This window comes from Micromonospora arida (assembly GCF_003857035.1).
Taxonomy (GTDB): domain Bacteria; phylum Actinomycetota; class Actinomycetes; order Mycobacteriales; family Micromonosporaceae; genus Micromonospora; species Micromonospora arida.
In genome coordinates, this window is the sequence record NZ_QGSY01000144.1 from 46,806 (window position 1) to 67,039 (window position 20,234).

The 20,234-nt window shown below is 71.7% G+C and carries 20 protein-coding genes; 10 read left to right on the forward strand and 10 right to left on the reverse strand.

Annotated elements, in window-relative coordinates; all coding sequences use genetic code 11:
- Positions 1–198 precede the first annotated feature (198 nt).
- Together DLJ58_RS09680 and DLJ58_RS09685 are read right to left on the reverse strand one after the other, a co-directional pair.
- Positions 199–939 (reverse strand): ABC transporter permease, encoded by a 741-nt coding sequence (locus tag DLJ58_RS09680; protein WP_091403223.1) that lies wholly within the window; start codon positions 937–939, stop codon positions 199–201.
- A complete protein-coding gene (locus tag DLJ58_RS09685) occupies positions 936–1,622 on the reverse strand; it encodes an ABC transporter permease (protein ID WP_091403225.1) in 687 nt (228 codons plus the stop codon). Before DLJ58_RS09685 ends, DLJ58_RS09680 begins: the two co-directional genes overlap by 4 nt.
- A 2-nt stretch (positions 1,623–1,624) precedes the next feature.
- On the opposite strand from DLJ58_RS09685, the gene DLJ58_RS09690 reads away from it, so the two are divergent.
- Positions 1,625–2,629 (forward strand): ABC transporter ATP-binding protein, encoded by a 1,005-nt coding sequence (locus DLJ58_RS09690; RefSeq protein ID WP_208740971.1) that lies wholly within the window; start codon positions 1,625–1,627, stop codon positions 2,627–2,629.
- A gap of 30 nt (positions 2,630–2,659) precedes the next feature.
- Here DLJ58_RS09690 and DLJ58_RS09695 read toward each other — a convergent pair whose 3' ends face one another.
- The 7 genes from DLJ58_RS09695 to folP form a co-directional block, all read right to left on the reverse strand.
- A complete protein-coding gene (locus tag DLJ58_RS09695) occupies positions 2,660–3,091 on the reverse strand; it encodes a hypothetical protein (protein WP_425271304.1) in 432 nt (143 codons plus the stop codon).
- Positions 3,092–3,216: 125 nt separating this feature from the next.
- Positions 3,217–3,525 (reverse strand): hypothetical protein, encoded by a 309-nt coding sequence (locus DLJ58_RS09700; RefSeq protein ID WP_124854948.1) that lies wholly within the window; start codon positions 3,523–3,525, stop codon positions 3,217–3,219.
- Between the two features lie 53 nt (positions 3,526–3,578).
- Positions 3,579–4,793 (reverse strand): ABC transporter permease, encoded by a 1,215-nt coding sequence (locus tag DLJ58_RS09705; protein ID WP_124854950.1) that lies wholly within the window; start codon positions 4,791–4,793, stop codon positions 3,579–3,581.
- Between the two features lie 118 nt (positions 4,794–4,911).
- Positions 4,912–5,448 carry a DUF3180 domain-containing protein gene (locus DLJ58_RS09710; protein WP_124854952.1) on the reverse strand — a complete coding sequence of 179 codons (537 nt, stop codon included), beginning with the start codon at positions 5,446–5,448 and terminating at the stop codon, positions 4,912–4,914.
- Between the two features lie 19 nt (positions 5,449–5,467).
- Positions 5,468–5,995, reverse strand: a complete 528-nt coding sequence (gene folK / locus DLJ58_RS09715; protein WP_112674319.1) for a 2-amino-4-hydroxy-6-hydroxymethyldihydropteridine diphosphokinase — start codon at positions 5,993–5,995, stop codon at positions 5,468–5,470.
- A complete protein-coding gene (gene folB, locus DLJ58_RS09720) occupies positions 5,992–6,360 on the reverse strand; it encodes a dihydroneopterin aldolase (protein ID WP_124854954.1) in 369 nt (122 codons plus the stop codon). Before folB ends, folK begins: the two co-directional genes overlap by 4 nt.
- Positions 6,357–7,253 (reverse strand): dihydropteroate synthase, encoded by an 897-nt coding sequence (folP, locus tag DLJ58_RS09725; protein ID WP_124854956.1) that lies wholly within the window; start codon positions 7,251–7,253, stop codon positions 6,357–6,359. The genes folB and folP overlap by 4 nt, the downstream gene beginning before the upstream one ends.
- 356 nt (positions 7,254–7,609) lie before the next feature.
- On the opposite strand from folP, the gene DLJ58_RS09730 reads away from it, so the two are divergent.
- From DLJ58_RS09730 to DLJ58_RS09760, 7 genes are all read left to right on the forward strand, one after another.
- Entirely contained in the window at positions 7,610–7,924 is a 315-nt protein-coding gene (locus DLJ58_RS09730; RefSeq protein ID WP_074315118.1) for a hypothetical protein, read from the forward strand.
- Between the two features lie 13 nt (positions 7,925–7,937).
- Positions 7,938–8,300 carry a hypothetical protein gene (locus DLJ58_RS09735; protein ID WP_007466101.1) on the forward strand — a complete coding sequence of 121 codons (363 nt, stop codon included), beginning with the start codon at positions 7,938–7,940 and terminating at the stop codon, positions 8,298–8,300.
- Between the two features lie 70 nt (positions 8,301–8,370).
- Complete coding sequence (locus DLJ58_RS09740) at positions 8,371–11,817, forward strand: ATP-binding protein (protein WP_124854958.1); 3,447 nt, start codon at positions 8,371–8,373, stop codon at positions 11,815–11,817.
- Between the two features lies 1 nt (position 11,818).
- A complete protein-coding gene (locus tag DLJ58_RS09745) occupies positions 11,819–13,774 on the forward strand; it encodes an MFS transporter (protein WP_124854960.1) in 1,956 nt (651 codons plus the stop codon).
- Between the two features lie 5 nt (positions 13,775–13,779).
- Positions 13,780–14,328, forward strand: coding sequence for a hypothetical protein (locus DLJ58_RS09750; protein WP_425271305.1), 549 nt, complete (start codon positions 13,780–13,782; stop codon positions 14,326–14,328).
- The gene (locus DLJ58_RS09755) at positions 14,325–15,503 is read left to right on the forward strand and encodes a M23 family metallopeptidase (protein ID WP_124854964.1); all 1,179 of its coding nucleotides are present in this window, start codon (positions 14,325–14,327) and stop codon (positions 15,501–15,503) included. Before DLJ58_RS09750 ends, DLJ58_RS09755 begins: the two co-directional genes overlap by 4 nt.
- 13 nt (positions 15,504–15,516) lie before the next feature.
- The gene (locus tag DLJ58_RS09760) at positions 15,517–16,116 is read left to right on the forward strand and encodes a hypothetical protein (RefSeq protein ID WP_124854966.1); all 600 of its coding nucleotides are present in this window, start codon (positions 15,517–15,519) and stop codon (positions 16,114–16,116) included.
- 5 nt (positions 16,117–16,121) lie between these two features.
- Here the strand turns inward: DLJ58_RS09760 and DLJ58_RS09765 are convergent, their stop codons facing one another.
- Positions 16,122–16,676 (reverse strand): hypothetical protein, encoded by a 555-nt coding sequence (locus DLJ58_RS09765; RefSeq protein WP_124854989.1) that lies wholly within the window; start codon positions 16,674–16,676, stop codon positions 16,122–16,124.
- Positions 16,677–16,871: 195 nt separating this feature from the next.
- On the opposite strand from DLJ58_RS09765, the gene DLJ58_RS09770 reads away from it, so the two are divergent.
- A complete protein-coding gene (locus DLJ58_RS09770; protein ID WP_124854968.1) occupies positions 16,872–19,433 on the forward strand; it encodes an FtsK/SpoIIIE domain-containing protein in 2,562 nt (853 codons plus the stop codon).
- Positions 19,434–19,479: 46 nt separating this feature from the next.
- Positions 19,480–20,181, forward strand: coding sequence for a hypothetical protein (locus DLJ58_RS09775; protein WP_244218863.1), 702 nt, complete (start codon positions 19,480–19,482; stop codon positions 20,179–20,181).
- Positions 20,182–20,234: the final 53 nt, after the last annotated feature.

Below are 20,234 nucleotides of genomic sequence, written 5' to 3' on the forward strand. Positions count from 1 at the left end.
TGCCCGCCTTCCGTGTCCCGGCGCGACCCGTCCCGGGCCAGCCGCGTGTCCGACGGGCGATCCTGATTGTCGGCCGCCCGCGAATGTCCACCCAACATGCTCCGGAACCGACCGACAACTTGGGATGGACTTCGTCACCCCATCGTCACCGATTTGACGGACGTGGGTCGCCCGCTCGACGCGGGCTCACCCGGACGGTCAGGCGCTGCCGGTGGCGTCGGCGGCCCGGGGCCGCCCGAGGCGCTGCCGCCCGCGCCGCAGCGGCTTGGGGGTGACCAGCCGTTCGACGCCGCCGAGGACCACCTCGGCCAGCAGCGCGAGCCCGGCCACCAGCACACCGCCGGCGACGATCTGCCCGCCGCCGGCCGCGATACCGATACCGAAGCCGGTCCGGATGATCTGGCCCAGGCCGCCGCCGTTGACGAAGGACGCCAGCGCCGCGGTCGCGATCACCTGGACCGCCGCGGTGCGGAAACCGGCCGCAAGATAGGGCACCGCGAGCGGCAACTCCACCCGGCGCAGCAGCTGCGCGCTGGACAGGCCCATCCCCCGGGCCGCGTCGCGGGCCTCCGGGTCCACCTGCCGCACCCCGGTGTACGCGTTGGCCAGCAGCGGCGGCACGGCGAAGACAGCCAGTGCCACCACTACCGGTGTCTTCCCGAAGCCGCTGGCGAAGACGACCGGGAGGATGGTCAGCAGCGCCAGGGTGGGGATGGCCAGGGTGGCGTTGGAGATCAGCACCACGAGGCCGCCACCTCGACCGAGGTGCCCCAGCCAGAGCCCGAGCGGCCAGGCCACCAGACAGCCGAGCGCCACGGCCAGGGCGGAGATTGTCAGATGCTCGCCGAGCCGGTCCAGCATGCCGCCGGGGTTGGTCCAGTTCAGTGGGTCGTTGATCCAAGTGATGGCCTGCCCGATCGGGTTCGCCGCGACGGTCACCGTGCCCTCCGGGTGGACCAGGGAGTCACCAGTCGGGCGACCAGGATGAGCAACAGGTCGAGCACGACCGCGAGCGCCACGCAGAGCAGTGCGGCCGTCATGATCTCGGCCTTGTAGAGGTTGTTCTGGAAGCCCGCGAAGATCAACTGCCCGAGCCCGCCGTGCCCGACCAGCACCCCGACCGTGACCAACGCCACCGTCGAGACCGTCGCCAGCCGTACGCCGGTCACGATGCCCGGGAGCGCCAGCGGCAGGTCGATCCGGAACAGCCGTCTCCACCGGCCGTAACCCATACCCTCGGCGGCTTCCCGAACCTCCGGGGGCACCTGGTTGAGACCGGCCACCACGTTGCGCACGATCAGCAGCAGCGCGTAGAGGACCAGCCCGACCAGCACCGTGGTGGCCCCGGTGCCCAGGTAGGGGGCGATGAACGCGAAGAGCGCCAACGACGGGATGGTGTAGACCACCCCGCTGACAGCGAGGATCGGGCCGGCGAGCGGACGGACCCAGTACGCCAGCACGGACAACGGCAGGGCGATCAGCACCGCGATCAACACCGCTCGGCCGGTGAGGGAGGCGTGTTCGCGCACCGCGGCGAGGATCGTGTCAGAGTTGTCCCGCACGTACTGCCAGGAGAACCAGGGGTTACCCGGGTCGGCCCGGTAGCTCAGGCGGAAGGACATACGTGGACGTTACCCCGGAGGCTACCGGCGTGGCCCAATCCCCTCGCGCGGCGTCGATCTCCCTGGAGGGCATCCAGAAGCACTACCCGAACGGCACCGAAGCTGTCCGGGACCTCAGCCTGGAGGTCCCGGCCGGCGAGCTGGTGGTGCTGATCGGCCCGTCCGGCTGCGGCAAGTCGACAGTCCTGCGGATGATCAATCGCTTGATCGAACCGACCGCCGGCCGCATCACGCTCGGCGACGAGGACGTCACGAACGTCGACCCGGTGCAACTGCGCCGTCGAATCGGGTACGTGATCCAGAACGTCGGTCTCTTTCCACACCAGACCGTGCGGGCCAACGTGGCCACCGTGCCGAGCCTGCTCCGCTGGCCCAAGGGCCAGACCCGGGCCCGGGTCGACGAGCTGCTCGACCTGGTCGGGCTGGACCCGGCCGAGTTCGGCGGTCGCTACCCGCACGAGTTGTCGGGTGGCCAGCGGCAGCGTGTCGGGGTGGCCCGGGCGCTCGCCGCCGACCCGGTGGTGCTGTTGATGGACGAGCCGTTCTCGGCCGTCGACCCGATCGTCCGGGCCCGCCTCCAGGAGGAGTTCCTGCGCCTCCAGGCCGAGGTGCGCAAGACGATCGTGCTGGTCACCCACGACCTCGACGAGGCCGTCCGGCTCGGTGACCGGATCGCGGTCCTCTCCGAGGGCGGGCAGCTGGAGCAGTACGACACCCCGGCCGCACTGCTCGGCGCACCCGCCACTGCGTTCGTACGCGAGTTCGTCGGCGCCGACCGGGGCATCCGCCGGTTGGCGGTCACCCCGCTCGACCGGGAGGCGCTGGAGCCGGTGCCCGAGGACGCCGCACCGGACCTGCCCACCGTCGCTGTGGACGGCTCGGCGTACGACGCGTTGGCGGTCCTGCTCACCTCGGGCCGGGACCGGCTTCTCGTGACCGACGCCGGCCGGCCGGTGGGCGCGCTCAGCCGACAGCGCCTCCTCGACCTCGGCCGCCCGACCAGCTGACCCCCCGCGCCTGACCCCGCCTCGGCCGGGTCAGGCGCGACCGCCGAGGCTGGCGATGCCGATGATCCACCCGGTGAGGAAGCCGTAACCGGCACCGGTGCTGGCTTCCTGCAGGGCCCCCAGCAGTGACGGTGCCGGGCCGAGCAGCGCCGCCAACACTGCGGCCAGCCCGCCGGCCAGCACGTACGCTGCCCAGCCGGAGAAGAACTGGCTGACCGGGCCGGGCACCCGGGCGACCTGGGCGGCGGGCAACAGGTAGAGCAGCGCCACCGCGAGGACCACCACCAGCACCGCTCGCAGGTCGGCGGCGAACAACCCGCCGGCCTGCCCGTCCGCGTCCAGCCGCCAGGCCGGCCAGGCGAGCAGGCGCGCGTAGAACGCGCCGCCCGATTCCGGGTCGGTCAGGGTGGCGGCCCAGCCGGTGTACGCCGGACTTCCGCAGATGCCGACCAGCAGCAACACGGCGAGCGCGCCGGTGCCGGCGGCCGTGCCGTAGCGGCTGACCGGGCCGGAACGGTGGATGAGCGACGTGATCCGCCCAGGCCCCGAACCGGTGGCTCGGGCTGACCTGGGCTGTCCCGAGCGGCTCAGTGCTTCATCAGGTAGTCGATGAAGGCGGCCCGCAGCAGCGGCGCCGACTCCTCGTAGCCGTGACCGGTCAGCTCCCGCCACAGCGCGTTGGCCTCGTCGATCGTCGGGCCGATCGAGTTCGGGGCGCCGTCCAGCACCGTGGCCTCGTCCGCGTTCGGCAGGTGGCGCAGCACCGACCAGAAGAAGCCCACGTCCTTGTGCTCCCGGGCCCGGGCGAACGCCCGCTCCCGCAGCTCCTCGGTGGACAGCGCGTCAAGCTCATCGAACGAGGTTCCGCCCGGGGTGGCGGCAGGTGAGTCGGTCATGTCGCCGAGCCTAACGGTCGAGATCAGCTCCGGCTCGGTGGACGCGACGCGGCTCACCGCTCGTCGGTGTCCCACCGTCGCGGGCCGTCCTCCCACCGCGGATCCCGCCAGGGGTCGATCGGTTGGGGCGCGGCCTGGGTCGGCAGCGTGGGAGGCCAGTTGTCGACGGACTGCGGCTGCGGCGTGGTCCAGCCCGAGCTGATCGTGCCGTCGCTGACCGGCTCGGGCCGCTCCGGGCTGCCCACTCGGGGCCGCCCGAGCGTCTCGACCAGCCGGGTGGCCAGCAGCCCGACGCCGAGCGCGGCCCCGCCGACCACCCAGTTGCTCAGCGTCCAGCCGCGCTCCGGCGCGTACACCTGGAAGACGGTGACCAGGCCGACCGCCAACAGCGTGCCGAACACACCGCCCCGGCGGCCGTACGCGCTGGTGCCGGCGAGCAGGGCCACGCCGATTGCCAGCACCGTCCAGTCCAGCCCGGAGGTGGGTGCCACCGGCCCGGGGTCGTTGGCGGCGAGCAGCATGCCGGCCAGAGCGGCCAGCACCGTGGAGACGACCAACGCGACGGCGGTCACCACGGCTGCCACCGCGCCCCGCCGACGGGCCGGGTCGGCGATCGGTCGGTACCGGCCGACGAGCCGGCGGATCGCCCGGATCGCGCCGAACAGCCCACCCAGGACGGCCACCGCGGCGAAGCCGGCGAAGAGGTAACCGGCGCTGCTGGTGGGGTCGTAGTCGCCCTGCACCAGCACGGGTGCCGAACGGCGTTCGATGTACACCACCACGGCGGCGGCGCCGGCCAGGCTGGCGGCCCAGCCCGGCACGTGCAGCACCACCACGGCCAGCGCCAGCGCCAGCCCGCCCACCGCGGCGACCGCCACGGCCGGGCCGAGCGACGCCGGCAGGCCCCGGTCACCCTGCTCGGCGTAGTGCAGGGCGGCCGCTACCGCGATCGGGCCGACGGCCAGGTTCGGCGCGGCCGTCCGCAGGCTCAGCCCGGCGGCCAGGGCGAGCAACCCCAGCCCGACCGCGTCGATCAGCAGCGTGCGCAGGTTGCCGTCACGCACCGCGGCCGGATCCTCCCGCCAGAGCAGCCAGCTCACGGCCGCCAGCCCGGTCAGCAGCAGCAGCTCCCACCACAGGTGTACGCCGATCCGATCACGGCCGGGCTCACCGTGGGTTGGGTCGTCGAAGACGTTCTCCAGTACGGCGTTCGGCACCCCCGACGCGGGTTCGGCCGAACGGTCCCGGCCCGCTTCTTCGTACCCCATGACGCCGCCTCCCAGTGGCCGGCCGTCCCCAGTCCGGCGCGCGGACGGACCCTGGGCGGCCCTTGCTCTCCGATCGCAGGCACCGTACCCGCGACCGCAGCCGGGCGTAACCCCCTGCTCAGCGCTGGCCGGGGCGGCTCTCCCGAGGGTCCTGCTCGTGCTCGTCGTCCGGGCGTTCCGGCACCCGGCAGGAGCGCTCCAACCAGAGCGCGGCGCCGACCAGTGCCAGCGAGGCGAGCAGGCCTCCGCTGGCGGCCGGTCGATCGTCCAGGGCAGCGCGGGTGGTCTCCACGAAGAGCCAGCCGGTGAGCCCCGCGTAGAAGCCCGCGAAGATCGCGGCGGCCAGCGCCGACGCCTTGGCCAGCACCACGAAGCGGGCGACCAACAGCGGATTGACCGGGTCCCGACCCGGCTTGCGCTCGATTCGGCCCCGGGTGTTGATTGCGGCGTACGCCTCCAGCACGGCGAGCCCGGCCAGCGTCACCACCGGCAGCCAGGGCAGCCGGGGAATGCCGCTGTAATAGAGGCTGCTGATCAGCAGCCAGGCCACCGCCGCCGCACCCAGGCCGGCCACGACCAGGGTCGAGATCCGGGTGGGGCCCATCCGCGACCCGTCCGGGCCCGAGCCGCGGGGTGGAGGCTTCGCCTGCGTCATGCCGGCCGGTTCCGCTCGGTCATGCCGTCGACTCTAACGCCAACTCCGGCCGGGGACGCAGTTCCAACGCCTCGTCGGCCGCGGGGCCGGTGGTCAACAGGTCGGTCAACCAGCCGTGACCGGGCAGCCGACCGTACGGCTGGATGTCGATCCACGGACGCAGCACGAAGGCGCGCAGGTGCGCCCGGGGGTGCGGCAGGGTCAGCTCCGGGTCGTCGCTGAGCACCGGCTCGTCGTCGTCGCCCCAGACGGCGATCACGTCCACGTCGAGGGTGCGCGGTCCGAACCGCCGCTGCGGGTCACGGACCCGGCCGGCCGCCCGCTCCGCGTCGCGGGCCCGCTCCAGCCAGTCGCGCGGGGTCGCGCTCTCGTCCTGCACGAGCACCACCGCATTGAGGTACGCGGGCTGATCGGTGTCACCCCACGGGGGAGTCTCGTACACCCCGGAGAGCACGAGCACCGCGTCGCCGAGGGTGGCGACGGCCGTGCGCAGGTGCTCCAGGCGGTCGCCCAGGTTGCTGCCGAGCGAGAGGACCGCCCGGGTCATCGGGTACGCGTCCGGGTCATGGTGACGGCCACGTCGGTGAAGGTGTGCGGCACCGGAGCCTCCGGCTTGTGCACGGTGATCGTCGCGGCGTCGACCCGAACGTCTGCCAGGCAGACCGCGAGGAGCCGGTCCGCCAGGGTCTCGATCAGGTTGACCGGCTCGCCGGTCACCACCGCGACCAGGCGCTCGGCCAGCTCGCCGTAGTGCACGGTGGCGGTGACGTCGTCGCTGGCAGCGGCCGGGCCGAGGTCCAGCTCCAGGACGGCGTCGACCACGAAGTCCTGCCCCTGCTCGCGTTCGAAGTCGTACACCCCGTGCCGGCCGCGCGCCCGCAGGCCGGTCAGCTGGATCCGGTCCGTCGTCATCGCCGTACCCCATGCTCGTGATCGTCTTGCGTTCGCTTCCTGTCGTGCGGCGGCACGGCCAGGCGGGGGCTGCCGGTCGCCGCCCAGACGGCGAGCGCGTCGGCGGTGGCCTGCACGTCGTGCACGCGTACGCCCCAGGCTCCGGCGGCGACCGCCAGCACACTGGTGGCCACGGTGGCCGCCTCCCGCTGGGCGGTCGGTCGCGGCGTGCCGTCCGCGGCGGCAAGCAACCCACCGAGGTACGACTTGCGGCTCGCCCCGAAGAGCAGCGGGTAGCCGAGATCCAGCAACTCCGGCAGGCGGGCGCTGAGCTCCCAGTTGTGCGCGGCCGTCTTGGCGAAGCCGAGCCCGGGGTCGACGATGAGGCGGTCGGCGGCCACTCCGGCGGCCAGCGCCGTGTCGATCCGTTGGGCCAGCTCGGCCCGGACGTCGGCCACCACGTCGGTGTAGGTGGCCAGCTCGCGCATGGCACGGGAGTGCCCACGCCAGTGCATCAGCACCCAGGGGCAGTGCGCGTCGCGCACCACCCGGGCCATGTCCGGGTCGGCCAGGCCGCCGGAGACGTCGTTGACCACCGCCGCGCCGGCGACCAGGGCGGCCTCCGCGACCCGCGCACGGCTGGTGTCGACGCTGACCGCCACACCGGCGGCTGTCAGTTCGCGGATGACCGGCAACACCCGCTCGGCCTCGGTCGCGGCGTCGATCCGCTCGGCGCCCGGACGGGTCGACTCGCCACCGATGTCGACCAGGTGCGCACCGGCGTCGCGTAGACGGACGCCGTGTCCGACGGCCGCGTCCAGGTCGGCGTACCGTCCGCCGTCGGAGAAGGAGTCCGGTGTGACGTTGAGGACGCCCATCACCACCGGGCCCGAAGCCCGCACCAGATCGGTCACGACTAGACGGTACCGGTCGCGGCGGCGGCGCCCAGCGACCCGGGTACGCCCCGCACCACTGCCCCTGACGTGCCGATTGGAACAGGTGTACGATCGGTCATCTGGGCAGCATCGGGCAGCCCCTTCGCGGCTTGTCGCAATCCGGGGCGGCCCGTACGCTTTGGAATTGGCCAGCATCGAGATGGCGAAGCTTGGAGGGAGGGCCGAAGCGGGGAAAATCCGCCCAAACCTCGCCACCCTCCGTGGTGAGTAACGAACACAGGGTCAAGAACGCCATGCCCTGTGGGGCACTTTTCCCGCCCGGCTTGCCTATTGCACCGCCGCGGCACCGCCGGCCGCGCTATGGGGAGGTTCCAGTGATCGCCTTCGAGCTCATGGAGACGGCGTCGTCCGGCGTCGCCCACGCGCTCTCCACCCTGGCGTCGACTCCACTCGCGGAGCCGGCACCGAAGGGAATCGACACCAACAGTGTCGTCACCTTCTTCGCCAGCAAGATCGCGCCGATCCTGCTCGCCGTCCTGGGCGTCATCTTCATCGGCCGTGCCAGCCGAGGCGAGATCTCCAAGGTGCTGACCAGCTCCGCGATCGCCATCGTCGGGCTCGCCTTCATCGCGGGCGCGGCAACACTCTTCTTCGTCGGCGATTACCTGATCGACCTGATCTTCGAATAGGCGCGTTCACCAGATGCGGCTGCGCACCGACGACGACATCTACCGGGCCCGCCTGGTCTACCTCGGGCCGCCCGGTTACACCCTTCCGGTCCACCTGCCCTACGCCCAGTACGGGCTCTTCATGCTGCTGGTCCCCCTCTACATGTTCATCCACTGGCTGTTCACGTTGACGGTCGAGCTCTTCCCAGCCTGGGAGATCGCGCTCGCCATCGTGACCACGTCGTTCATCTTCCGGCACGTCGACCCCGATCGGCCGGCGCGGGTGGTCATCCGCACCGCGCTGACCGACTGGCGGCGCACCCGGGAGCCGGCGATCGAGCAGCGCGATCCGCGCCTGGTCGGCAGCCGGATCAGGATTCGGGAGGAGCTGGCATGACCGGACGTACGTCGAACGGTCCGTCGCAGGACGCGGACATGGGTCTGCCGACAGTCGCCGAGGCGATCGCATGAGCCGCTCCACCACGCCGGGCTCCCCGGCCGGCCGCCCGGGCGCACCAGCTGGTCACCGTGCGCACTCATTCGACTACACCGAGGACGAGGACGAGGTTGCCCTCGACCCCGCGCTGGTGACGTCGCCCGGCCACGGTGCCGTCGGCGTGTTCCAGGCACCCCGGCCGATCCCCCGCCGGACGCCACCGGCTGAGCCCACCGCCGTGTCGGCCGGCGAGAACGCCGACATCGACTCCCCCTTCCTGGACCTCTTCGGCGGCGGGGGACGACCCGCCTCGCCACGAGCCGTCACCGCCGGCCCGAGCACCCGCGAGCAGCCAGCGATCCCGCATCAGCCGCCACCCGCCGCCAGCCCGGCACCGGCCCGCGCGGTTCCCGAACTCGAGCCACCGTGGACGCCCGCCGACCCGCCCGGCAACGGTGGCCGACCCGTCGAGCCACGGCACGGAGGCGCCCACCCGGCCAGCGAGTCCCGGGTGCCGCACCAGGCCGGCGATCGACGGCCGATGCTGCGTCCGCCGGACGAGCCCGACCCGTCCACCGGCGGCGGGTCGCAGGCGACCGCCAGCCCCGTCCGCCGACCCGCCAGCACCGCGCCGGGCGGCCGCCCCGCAGCGACGTCACCGGCCCGACCGACGGCTCAAGCGCCCCAGCCGACGGCCACGGCCGGCCGGTCCACGGCCCCCTCGGAGCAACCGGCCATGATCACGGCTGCGGATCGGCCAGCTCTCGAACGCGCACCGCGCCGGGCCACCGACTCGGATCGGCCCAGGAGCACCGGCACCGCGGCCACCGGCAAGGAGATCGCCGCACCCCGACAGCGCACGGCGAACCGTCCGGACCGACCGATCAAGCCGACCCGGGTTCGCGCTCCAAAGATCAAATTCGGGGATCGGGATCCGTCGGTCGAACTGGCCATCACCGAGATCGCCGGCCACCTCACCTTCACGCCGAACACCGTCACCGCCTGGTACTGGCTGCCCGAGGTCCGCTGGGCGTTCCGGCCGGACGCCGAGCGCGAGGCGCTGCTGTCGGCGATCTCCGAGCAGTACGCCGGCCTGGCCGGCTTCCGACTGCACCTGCGCCGCACCACCCGACCATTCCCCGCCGACGAGTGGGCGCGCACCATCGACACGCACACCTCGGCGCCGCTGCCCGACGTCCCCGGCACCACCGGCTGGGCCGACCACCTGGTCGCCGCCCAACGCCACCTGATGGCGGTCAACCACGCCGAGGGCCAGACCTACCTGGGTGTCACCTTCGCCCGGCGGTCCCTCGGCGACTCGCTCACCGAGCGGCTGCTGCGCACCTTCGGCCGGGGCACCGCCGATGGCGAACGCCGCAAGTTGGGTCGCACCGTGGAGCAGTTCGACGAGGTGCTCGGGGCGTTCGGCATGCGCGGCCGGCGGGTCACCGCCCAGGAGCTGGAATGGCTGCTCTACCGCTCGGTGGCGCTGTGCATGTCGCCGCCGAGCACCCTCTCCCCCGTCACCGACGGGCGCTGGGAGCGCGGCGACCTGCTCGCCATGACCGAGCAGGTCGAGCGCTACCGCACCCCGTACGGCTCGACGGTCAAGCTGGTCAACCGGATGACCGGCGAGGAGCGGCACGTCGCCGTGCTCGCGGTCGGCCGGATGGAGCCGCTGGAGATCCCGGAACGACACGAGCCCTGGCTGCACTTCCACGAGCGCCTGCCCTGGCCGATGGAAATCTCGACCCGCGTCGACATCCTCGGCTCCGGCGACTCCTTCCGCAATCTCGAACACCGGCTGCGGATGATCCGCTCGCAACAGCTCGACTACGCCGAACACGGCATCGACGCGCCCCCGGAGCTCGAGCGCCTGGCCAAGCGCGCCCTGGTGATCGGCGACGAGATGACCACCGGCCTGCCGGTCGACTCGGCCCGCGCGCACGGCTGGCACCGGATCGCGGTCGGCGGCCGAACCAGGGAGGAATGCCTGGAGCGGGCCCGTCGGCTCATCCAGCTCTACTCCCGGGAGCTGCGCATCTCGCTGCAGCACCCGAAGAACCAGGACTGGCTGGCTCGCGAGTTCATCCCCGGTGAGCCGATCGCCAACACCGGCTACGTGCGTCGCATGCCGGTGCCGTTGCTCGCCGCCGCGCTCCCCCAGGCCGCATCCAACGTGGGCGACCGGCGGGGCGACCTGATCGGCCGAACCGCCGGCACCTGCCGCCGCCCGGTCTTCCTCGACCTGCACTTCCCCATGGAGGTCCGGGAACGCTCCGGGCTCGCGGTCTTCGTCGCCGAACCGGGCGGTGGCAAGTCCACCCTGCTCGGCGCCCTGGGCTACCTGGCTGCCCGCCGAGGCGTCCAGGTGACCCTGCTCGACCCGTCCGGCCCGCTGGCCCGCCTCTGCGCGATGCCCGAGCTGCGGCCGTACTCCCGGGTGTTGAACCTGACCGGCTCGGAGCACGGCACCCTGGCGCCCTACTCGCTCATCCCGACGCCGCTGCGCTCCGAGTTCGGCACCGGGGCCGCCGGTGACCGGGAGTTCGAGATCGCGGTCTCCAACGCCCGAGCCGAGCGGCGGATGCTGGTCCAGGACATCTGCATGATGCTCGTCCCGCCCCAGGTGGCCAGGGAGGCGTCGACCGCCACCCTCTTCCGGCACGCCGTCCGCCAGGTCCCCGCCGAGGAGACCTCCACCCTGGACGACGTGGTGAGTTGCCTCGGGCGGCTCGACGACGACGCCGGCAAGGAACTGGCCAACCTTTTGCTGGACACCGCCGAGATGCCACTGGCCATGCTCTTCTTCGGCCGACCGCCGGAAGGGCTGCTCGGCGCCGACGCGGCCCTCACCGTGATCACCATGGCCGGGCTACGGTTGCCCGACCTCAAGATCGAACGCGAGTACTGGTCAGCCGAGGAAGCACTGGCCCTGCCGATGCTGCACACAGCGCACCGGCTCGCCGTCCGGCGCTGCTACGGCGGCTCGATGTCATCCCGCAAACTCGTCGGCCTCGACGAGGCGCACTTCATGGAAGGTTGGCGGTCCGGGCGCTCCTTCCTGGTCCGACTCGCCCGCGACTCCCGCAAGTGGAACCTGGCCGCACTGGTCGCATCCCAGAACCCCCGCGACATCCTCGGCCTCGACGTACAGAACCTCGTCTCCACCGTCTTCGTCGGCCGCATCGCCGAGGACGCCGAGATCGCCTCCGAAGCGCTACGGCTGCTGCGGGTGCCGGTCAACGACGGGTACGAGGCCACCCTCGCCTCACTCTCCGCCGCCGACAGCAGCTCGTCCAGCCGTCTCGGCTTCCGGGAGTTCGTGATGCGCGACGTCGACGGCCGGGTGCAGAAGGTCCGCGTCGACGTCTCGTACGTCGAAGGGCTGCTGGACCACCTCGACACGACGCCCGCCGCGATCGCCGCGGCGGCCGGAGTCCTACCGAGCATCCCCCTGCCGGATCTGGAGGCGTGACATGGCTAGGGCCTGGGCAAGGACTGTGTCGTTCCTGCTCGCCCTTGGCGTACTGGCCGGGGCCACCCTCACCTGGCCGCTGATCGGCGCGGAGGCCGCAGCCGCCGCACCGCCCACCGCCCAGGCCCGCGCCGACCTTTGCACGACCGCCGAATGGCAGGCCGACTTCCGCGCCTGCGTGGCAAAGCTGAAGCAGGTCAGCAAGGCAGAGATCGATTGCCTCAAGCCACCTGTGCCTTCCGCCCCGGATTCGGGCCTGGCTGGTTGGTTCGCCTCCCGCCCGGACTCGTCCAAGCTGCCCGGGCCGAAGGGCATCTACAGCGACTACGGCTACGGCGGTTACAGCTTCAACACCTATAACGTGGAGGGCGGATGTGCATCCACCGTCCTTCATCCGGACTACAAGTTCACCACCACCGTCGCCAACGGCGAGCTCATGATTGCCACAGCGGTCGTGGGCGCCTCGAACGCTCTGCGGGAACGAGCCTGGGATCCCCGCTCGATGTGGAATTGGGCCGACCCACTGGTGGAGAAGGCCACCAAAGGCGTATACGAAAAAGTATTCAGCGTCTTCGGAATCGTCACGCTCTGCGTGGTGGGTCTCTACCTGCTCTGGCGCTCCCGCCAGTCGGACATGAGCAATGCGATGACGACAGCGGGGTGGGCGTTACTGGTAATGGTGGCGGTCACCGCGCTGGCGGCCTGGCCGGTCAAGTCGGCGAACATAGCCGACGGCACCCTGATCACTTCGCTCGGCGTCGTACACGACGCTCTAGGTCCGGCATCAAAAGATATCCCGACCGACAAGTGCGTGCTGCCCAATCCGGACGCTTGCATCGACAAGCGGCCACCGGCCGTCCGGGCCAGCGACACCGCTACTGAGTCGATGCTCTACCGCAACTGGCTACGTGGCGTGCTTGGCTCAGCGGACAGCGAGACCGCCAAAAAGTACGGCCGTGCACTCTACGACGCCAAATCGCTTAGCTGGGGTGAGGCGGAATCAGTCCGCTCCAATCCCACCACTCGTGATGTAGTGATCGGGGCCAAGCAGCAGCAGTGGATGACCGTTGCCGAGCAGATCAAGGCCGAGGACCCGGAGGCCTACGAGTTCCTAACGGGAACCCGCGACATGGATCGGATCGGCTCCGGGTTTATCGCGGTGCTCGCGGCCGTGCTCTTCGCGATGTTCGACCTCACCGCGTCGGTGCTCGTGCTGCTCGGCTTCCTGATCTTCCGGTGGGCGGTGATCGCTGCCCCGATTCTCGGCACGATCGGTCTACTGCGACCCGCCAGCGCTGGGCTACGCCGACTGGCTAATGCGGTCGTTGCCGCAGTGTTCAACATCGCCATCTTCGGCACTGGCGCCGCGATCTACCTGTTCGCGGTCGATCTGATCATGAGCACTCCCACCCTGCCGGGTTGGCTGCAGGTGGTGCTGGTCTGGCTCTGCGGGGTGGTCGGATGGCTGCTGCTGCGCCCGTACCGGCGGATCACGCAACTTGGCGGCAAGGACAGCAGCGAAGCGGTCAGTTCGGCCGGATCCTGGCACCGCCGGTTCTTCCGCGACATGCGAACCGCCGCTCGGCTGGACGTAGCCGAGCCGGGCGGCACCGCCGAGCCGGTGGGCGGACGTCGACGGTCGCCCGACGCAACGCAGACCCGGCTACGCCCGGAGGCGCGGCGGGAGGACCCGGCTCCGGTGCCGACATCTGCGGCCGAGGGCCGGCGCGCAGACGCGGTGCGCCCCGATGGTAGAGAGCGGCCCGAAGAGGCGCCGGCAGAGGAGGGCAGGGCTCGGAGCCGCCCAACCGCACCGCAGCCCCGACGCCGACAGCCAGCGACCTGGACCGAGCCGGATGTTCCGGCTGAGAACCCGTCATTCGTGGTCTACCGCCCGGGCTCCACCGAGCGTGTACCGGATCGCACCGGACCTCGGGTGCGCTCAGAGGCGAGGTGACGGTCATGCGACGGGCGTTGGAATTCCTCTTCACTCGGGCGCTGCGGTCCCGCTTGGGCGTTGCGCTCGTGATCGGAGTGGTGGTCGTTGGTGTGCTCGGGACAGCCCGGCTGATCTCCAACCCGGGCAATTCAGCCGATGGGTTGAGCAGCCGTCCGGATGGGCCGATCATCACCGTGGATCCGACGGCCGGCGACGATGGTCTGCTCAGCAGCGCAGCTCCGCCGTCACCCGTGACGTCGCCCGGCGCCCGCACGCCCGAACAGACCGCCGACCGCTTCGCCAAGGCCTGGCTGGGCCGTCCCGGGATGACCACCGAAGAGTGGCAGGCTGGCCTGCGGCCACTTTCCACGCCGGCGCTCAGGGAGAAGTTGACCGGCGCCGAGCCCGAGAGCGTGCCGGCCGAGAAGGTCACCGGTCCTCCAACCATGCGAGAGCGGACCGAGACGTTCGTCGAGTTGCTGCTTCCCCTTGATACCGGCGGGCTCCGGTTGGAGCTGGTCACCTCCGACGATGGTTGGCTGGTCGACGTTCTGGACTGGGAGCGGCCATGAGCGACATTGGTAACGCCGGAACTCGGCGCGGGCCCCTCCGGCTCGGTGTGGTCGCCGCGGTGCTCACCGGGATGCTGCTCCTGCTCTGCTGCACTGGCGGCACCGCGGCGTTCTTCCTCACCGGGCTCGGAGGCGACGACGCCGAGAACGGCGACGCAATGGCACGCATGGAGTGCGGGCCGGTCCGAGCGGTGAACATCGCGGGCAAGCTGCCGCGATTCGCCCAGTACGGCGACACCCAGGTCCGCAATGCCGCGATCATCATCAAGGTCGGCCAGGACATGGGCGTACCTTCGCGAGGCTGGGTGGTCGCCCTCGCCACCGCGATGCAGGAGTCCGCCCTACGGAACCTGGCCAACAGCGGCGTACCCGCGTCCCTGGCCCTGCCACACGAGGGCGTTGGCGCGGACCACGACTCGCTGGGCCTGTTCCAGCAGCGGCCGGGGTGGGGCACTGTCGCCGAGCGGTTGAACCCCGCGTACGCGGCCCGCAAGTTCTACGAGAAACTCGTCAAGGTGGAGAGCTGGCAACAACGACCGCTGACCGTGGTCGCACAGCGGGTGCAGGTCAGCGCATATCCGGACGCGTACGCCAAGCACGAAGAGGTAGCCAGCCGGATTGTGGACGCGCTGGCCCGCGGCGCGGCCCGCACCGTCGAGATCAACGGCAAGGCGGTGTGCAACGCGGCCGAACGCGGTCAGATCGCCGCTTCCGGCTGGACCGCGCCGATCCCTGGCGGAGTCGGCTCCGGTTTCCGCACCGCCAGCCGCCCCAGCCACAACGGAGTCGACATCGGCGCGGCCAAGGGCACCGAGATCCGCGCCGCAGCGACCGGTCGGGTGCTGGTCTCGACCTGCGACGAGGACCGCCGCGGCCGGCAGGACTGCAACGTGGACGGATTCCCCGGCAAGGGGGGCTGCGGCTGGTTCGTCGACCTGCTGCACGCCGGTGGTTACATCACCCGGTACTGCCACATGGTGGTCCAGCCCTTCGTCAAGAAAGATCAGATCGTGACGGCCGGTCAGGTGATCGGCAAGGTCGGCAGCAGTGGTAATTCCTCCGGCCCGCACCTGCATTTCGAGGTGCACCTGCGCAACGACCGCAACGCGTCTGGCGCGGTGAACCCGGTCCCGTTCATGCGCGAGCGGGGTGCCCCGCTGCGCGCCGCTGAGTGAGGCCACCGCGGGTATGACCGGACCGTTACCTGACCCGTTCGCCGACCAGCCCGACTGGGCGCCGCAGCCGCCGAGACCCCTGGCCATCGTTCCCGCGACCGATCGGGTCGAGCTACGCGGTCGACGGGTGCTGGTCGGGCTGCCCGGGATGGGTTGGCGGGGGGACCTGCGCGCGGACGACCGCGTGGTGCAGAGCGCCCGGACCTACGTGCCGGTGATACCCGAGCACGAGTGGTACCGGGCCGAAGCCGACCAGGTCGAGGTGTTCGCGCCGTTGGTGCCGGTGGAGCGGGTCTGGGTGGAGACGGTCGGCAGCCGTCCGGGAGTGGACGAGACCCGGGACACGGGCATCCGGTTGGTTTCGCTCGACGGTCCGGCACACCGAACCCCCACACCGGTATTCGAAGCGGACGCGGTCACCGGTCGACGGGTGGTGCATGTCGACGGCGGCCTGGAGCACCGTGACCTTCGAGCGGTCACCGAAACCTACTCGGGTGCCGAGGGGGACATCTGCGTGCGAGTCACACCCGAGGTGGAGTGGTACCGATGGGCCTGGCGCGGCCAGTCACCCACCACCCTGGAGGTTCCGGTTCACCTTCTGTGGATCGAGTAAGTTGCTCAAGATCGTTCGGCCTTACATACCCGCCAGCCGTCTTCGTGTCGTGTCTCAAATCGCCAACGCTGACGATCGCTCTGCGATATCCCGTCCACGAAGGCCGAAAGAATGAGGTCGACCTCAACGTTGGCCGAATCGCCCTGCCGCTGAATAGTGAAACCCTCCCAACTTGTCGAGATCTTTGCGCTGAAGCGGAGTTCACGCGCTACCAGATCCTCCCGAAGAAGCCGCAGAGCATCGATATCCGCACCGTTCTGACAGACGAATTCGCTTGCTCTCGCGTCGTTCCGGTCTGCAAGAAAAGACTGAATATAATTGGCCACCACCACGTCCGGCGTGCTGCGGTCGGGCGTCGAGGCGCGGTTGTACCAAATCAAGGCAGTGGCGACTCCGCCGAGGCAGAGCAGGGCGAGCACGCCGGCGACGACCGTGAGCACCGTCCGCATCCGGCGGCGGGGCGGCTGCGGTGCCGGCGGTGCCGGGGCGGGCGGCAGCTGCTCGGACGGTGTCCGCTGGGCCGGTACGCGGGAGACCTGGGAACCGGCGGGGGGCTGCACTGATTCCACCTCCTGAAGTTATCGGCTGGACGCCCCGGAGCCAATGCCTCAGATCCAGCGGATCGTGACGGACCCCTCCCCACCGGTGAGATCCACGACATCCCCGACGCAGCGCCGAGGCACCTCCCGGAGGTGGACCGTCGGCTGGGATACCGTCTCTGCTTGGGGAGGGGTTGCCAACCTCGGGTAGAGGGGGTGGACGCGGTGGCCGGTCCGAAGGCTCGCACGAACCGCGCCGCAGCCCTGCACCGTCGAGCGGCGGCCGTCGCGACCGCGGCTGCCGGGATCCTGGACGAGACGCGGCCGGCTCCGGCCGATCAGCGCCGCCAGTACGAGGTGGCCGACCGGTTACGGACTGCTGCAGCCCTGCTGGCACCGGGCTGGTCGGGCGCGGCACTGGACTCGCTCACCGTGGACTCACCGGCCGGTGATGGTCCGCCGCCGTTCGTTCGGGTCGGTACTGCGGCACCGTTGGATGACGCTCGTTTCCCCGCGTTGGTGCCACTTGTCGGCACCGGTCACCTCAGCGTGGACGCTGATGCGCGGGAGCCGCGGGTTGCGGGGTTGCTCCGGGCCGTACTTCTGCGGTTGTTGGGTGCGGCACCGGCGGGTGCCCTGCTGGTTCGCGCGGTGGATGCCACCGGAGCTGTGCTGACGCCGTTCGGGGCACTCGCGGATGCTGGCCTGTTGCCGCCACCGGCGGTGGACGTGGCGGGTCTGCGCGCGGTGCTGACCGAGGCGGAGCAGTGGGTGACGCCGGGGGCGAGTGGGCGACGCCGTCACGATCGGACGCTGTTGCTGGTGGTGGCCGCGCTGCCGGAGTCGACCGGTCCGACCGACCTGGCGCGCATCGAGACGTTGGCCGAGCAGGGGCCGGCCGCTGGGCTGCATCTGGTGGTGGCGGGTTGGCCGCCCGCCGGCCCGTACTCGGCCCGGGCGTCGCTGCCGCACACCACTTCGCTGGTGCTGCGGAATGCGTACGCGCTGCTCGGCGATCCGCCGGGGTCGTCGTTCGCCGGGCCGGGCGCCGATCCGCCGGGCGGCCTGAACTCGCCGGTCTTCGTCGAGTCGGACCCGCCGGCCGAGCTGGTCGACGCGGTCTGTCGGCGGCTCGCCGAGCAGGTGGAGGCGGGTTCCCGGTTGGCGTTGGGTGCTCTGCTGCCGCCGACGGGTGAGCGACTGTGGGAATCGGACTCGGCCGAGGGGCTGACCACGACCGTCGGCGACGCCGGGGGCCGGTCGGTGCCGCTGGGCTTCACCGAGTTGACCCCGCACTGGCTGGTGAGTGGCCGGTCCGCAGCCGGCCGGGCGGCGTTCCTGACCACCGCGCTGCTCGGCCTGGCCGCCCGGTACGGCCCGGACGACCTGGTGTTCTACCTGGCGGATCTCGGCGACGGCGAGTCCTTCGTGGAGTTTTTGCAGACCGAGCGGGACCGGTCGTGGGTTCCGCAGGTGCGCGCGGCCGCGATGGCCGCCGACCGGGAGTACGTCCGGGATCTGCTGGACGAGTTGACGGCCGAGGTCCAGCGCCGCACGGAGGCGGGCGCTCGGGCCGGGGGGCAACGCTTCGCGGAGTTGCGTCAGCACCAGCCGCTGCCGCGGATCGTCTGTGTGGTGGACAATGTGCCGCTACTCTTCGCCGAGCGGGACCGGCTGGCCGCCGAGGTGGCCGCCCAGTTGGACGGGCTGGCCCGGGCGGGTCGGGCGTACGGCGTGCACCTGGTCCTGGCGGGCGCGGGCGAGTTGGGGCTGAGTGCGCGCGCGGATGCTGGTCATCGGGATTCGGTGCTCGGGCAGTTTCCGGTGCGGGTGGCGCTGCCGGGTGGCAGCCCGGTGTTGGAGCCGACGAACGACTCGGCGGCCGGTCTGCCGGTGGGCAGCGCGGTGGTGAACACGGCTGGCGGGCTCGGCGGCCCACGGGGTGCGATCCGGGGTCACGAACGGTTGATCCGTCACCCGGACCCGCAGGATCATCCGGAGGTCGTGGAGAAACTGCGGCACGAGTTGTGGGCGGCCCGTCCAGCCGGGTCGGTGCCGCCGGTGGTCTTCGCGGGTTACGCCCGGCCGCTGCTGGGCAACGATCCGCGTCACCGGGCGGCGCTGGCGGGACAGGCACACGGACCGGCCGCCCTGCTGGGCCGGGCGGTGGACGTGGCGCGCTCGACGGTCGCCGTGCCGCTGGGTCCGGCGGCCGGGCGCAACCTCGCGGTGTTGGGGTCGGGCACCGCAGCGGGCGGGCTGCTGGCGACGGCGGCGCGGAGCACGGCGGCTCACCACGCACCGGGCACTGCCCGCTTCCTGGTGGCGGCACCGGATCCGGGCGCCCGGGCCCTGGCGCAGTCGTTGACGGCCGATTTGGCGACCCGGCATTCGGCCGAGTTGGTGGATCTGCCGACGCTGCTCGCGGACGAGGCCGACGACCTGCCGACGTACCTGGTGGTCTTCGGGCTGGACCGGCCGGGTCCTCGGGAGCTGCCGGTGGACCGGCTGCGGTCGCTCCTACGGGACGGGCCGCCGGCGGGGCGGCATCTGCTGGGCTGGTGGCGTGCGGTGCCGCCGTTCGCCGCGTTGTTCGAGCCGGCGGGCGAGGTCGACAAGCTGGCGGCGGTGGCAGTGCTGGACGTGCCGGTCGCGCAGCTCACCGCGGTCTTCGGTCGACCGGTCGAGTGGCAGGTGCGACCCGACCGGGCGGTGCTCTGGGACGGCCCGGACGAGCGGGGCAGCGTCCTGGTGCCGTTCGCCGACGAGGCCGGCTGATCGGGTGGCGCGCGTGGAGGGTGTCGAGGTGGATCCGATCGCGACGGTGACCGGGCCGGGGCGGCAACGGGCAGCTGCGGCGACCGGGGACGCTGCGCCGCGTGCGGTCGAGCCCAGCACGGCCTGGACGGAGTATCTTGCGGCCGCCCGCCAGTTGGACGGGGTACGCCGGGGCGCGGCTGCCGCCGCTGGTGAGCAGGCCCGGTCGGCGGAGGCCGCCCGGGAGGAGTTGACGGTGGTCCGTACCGGGCTGGCGAGTCAGCAGGAACGGCTGCGCGAGTTGGGCGTACCGGCGATCTCCCTGGTGCCGTCACCGCCGGAGCTGACCGAGGCCGCCCGGTCGATGGCGGGTGGCCCGGCGGCCGTGTTGGCGGCGCTGCGGGCCGCGCGTGGCTGGTCCGAGGCGGCGGACGCGGCGCTGGCCGCGCGCCGCGGGTTCCGGCCGGGGTCCTGGCCCGCGCGGGCGCGCAACCTCCTGGTGTACGGGCCGTTCGCGCTGCTGGTGCCGCTGATCCAGGTCGTGGTTCTGGCGGCGACCGGGGTGGGACCGGCCACTGTGGCGGCGTTGATCTGCGGGCTGCCGATGCCGGCGGTCGCGTTCGTCGCCGGTTGGATCGGCATTGGCCGGTTGTTCCGGGTCGGCCCCACCGAGCGGCTGGACCGTACGGTGCGTTTCGGCGCGTTGGTGTGCCTGGTGCCGGCGGTGCTGGTCACGGCCGGCCTGCTGTTGGCGCTGCTCGCTGGCTGACCCCGCCGGGCCGGAAAGCCGCCCGGCCGGAACAACGCCGGGCGGGTGGGGGG

Coding starts and splice junctions, on each gene's coding strand:
- DLJ58_RS09685 (WP_091403225.1), bottom strand. CDS start 1,622: ATGTCCTTCCGCCTGAGCTACCGGGCCGACCCGGGTAACCCCTGGTTC.
- DLJ58_RS09700 (WP_124854948.1), bottom strand. CDS start 3,525: ATGACCGACTCACCTGCCGCCACCCCGGGCGGAACCTCGTTCGATGAG.
- DLJ58_RS09705 (WP_124854950.1), bottom strand. CDS start 4,793: ATGGGGTACGAAGAAGCGGGCCGGGACCGTTCGGCCGAACCCGCGTCG.
- DLJ58_RS09710 (WP_124854952.1), bottom strand. CDS start 5,448: ATGACGCAGGCGAAGCCTCCACCCCGCGGCTCGGGCCCGGACGGGTCG.
- folK (WP_112674319.1), bottom strand. CDS start 5,995: ATGACCCGGGCGGTCCTCTCGCTCGGCAGCAACCTGGGCGACCGCCTG.
- folB (WP_124854954.1), bottom strand. CDS start 6,360: ATGACGACGGACCGGATCCAGCTGACCGGCCTGCGGGCGCGCGGCCGG.
- DLJ58_RS09735 (WP_007466101.1), top strand. CDS start 7,938: ATGCGGCTGCGCACCGACGACGACATCTACCGGGCCCGCCTGGTCTAC.
- DLJ58_RS09740 (WP_124854958.1), top strand. CDS start 8,371: ATGAGCCGCTCCACCACGCCGGGCTCCCCGGCCGGCCGCCCGGGCGCA.
- DLJ58_RS09745 (WP_124854960.1), top strand. CDS start 11,819: ATGGCTAGGGCCTGGGCAAGGACTGTGTCGTTCCTGCTCGCCCTTGGC.
- DLJ58_RS09750 (WP_425271305.1), top strand. CDS start 13,780: ATGCGACGGGCGTTGGAATTCCTCTTCACTCGGGCGCTGCGGTCCCGC.
- DLJ58_RS09755 (WP_124854964.1), top strand. CDS start 14,325: ATGAGCGACATTGGTAACGCCGGAACTCGGCGCGGGCCCCTCCGGCTC.
- DLJ58_RS09760 (WP_124854966.1), top strand. CDS start 15,517: ATGACCGGACCGTTACCTGACCCGTTCGCCGACCAGCCCGACTGGGCG.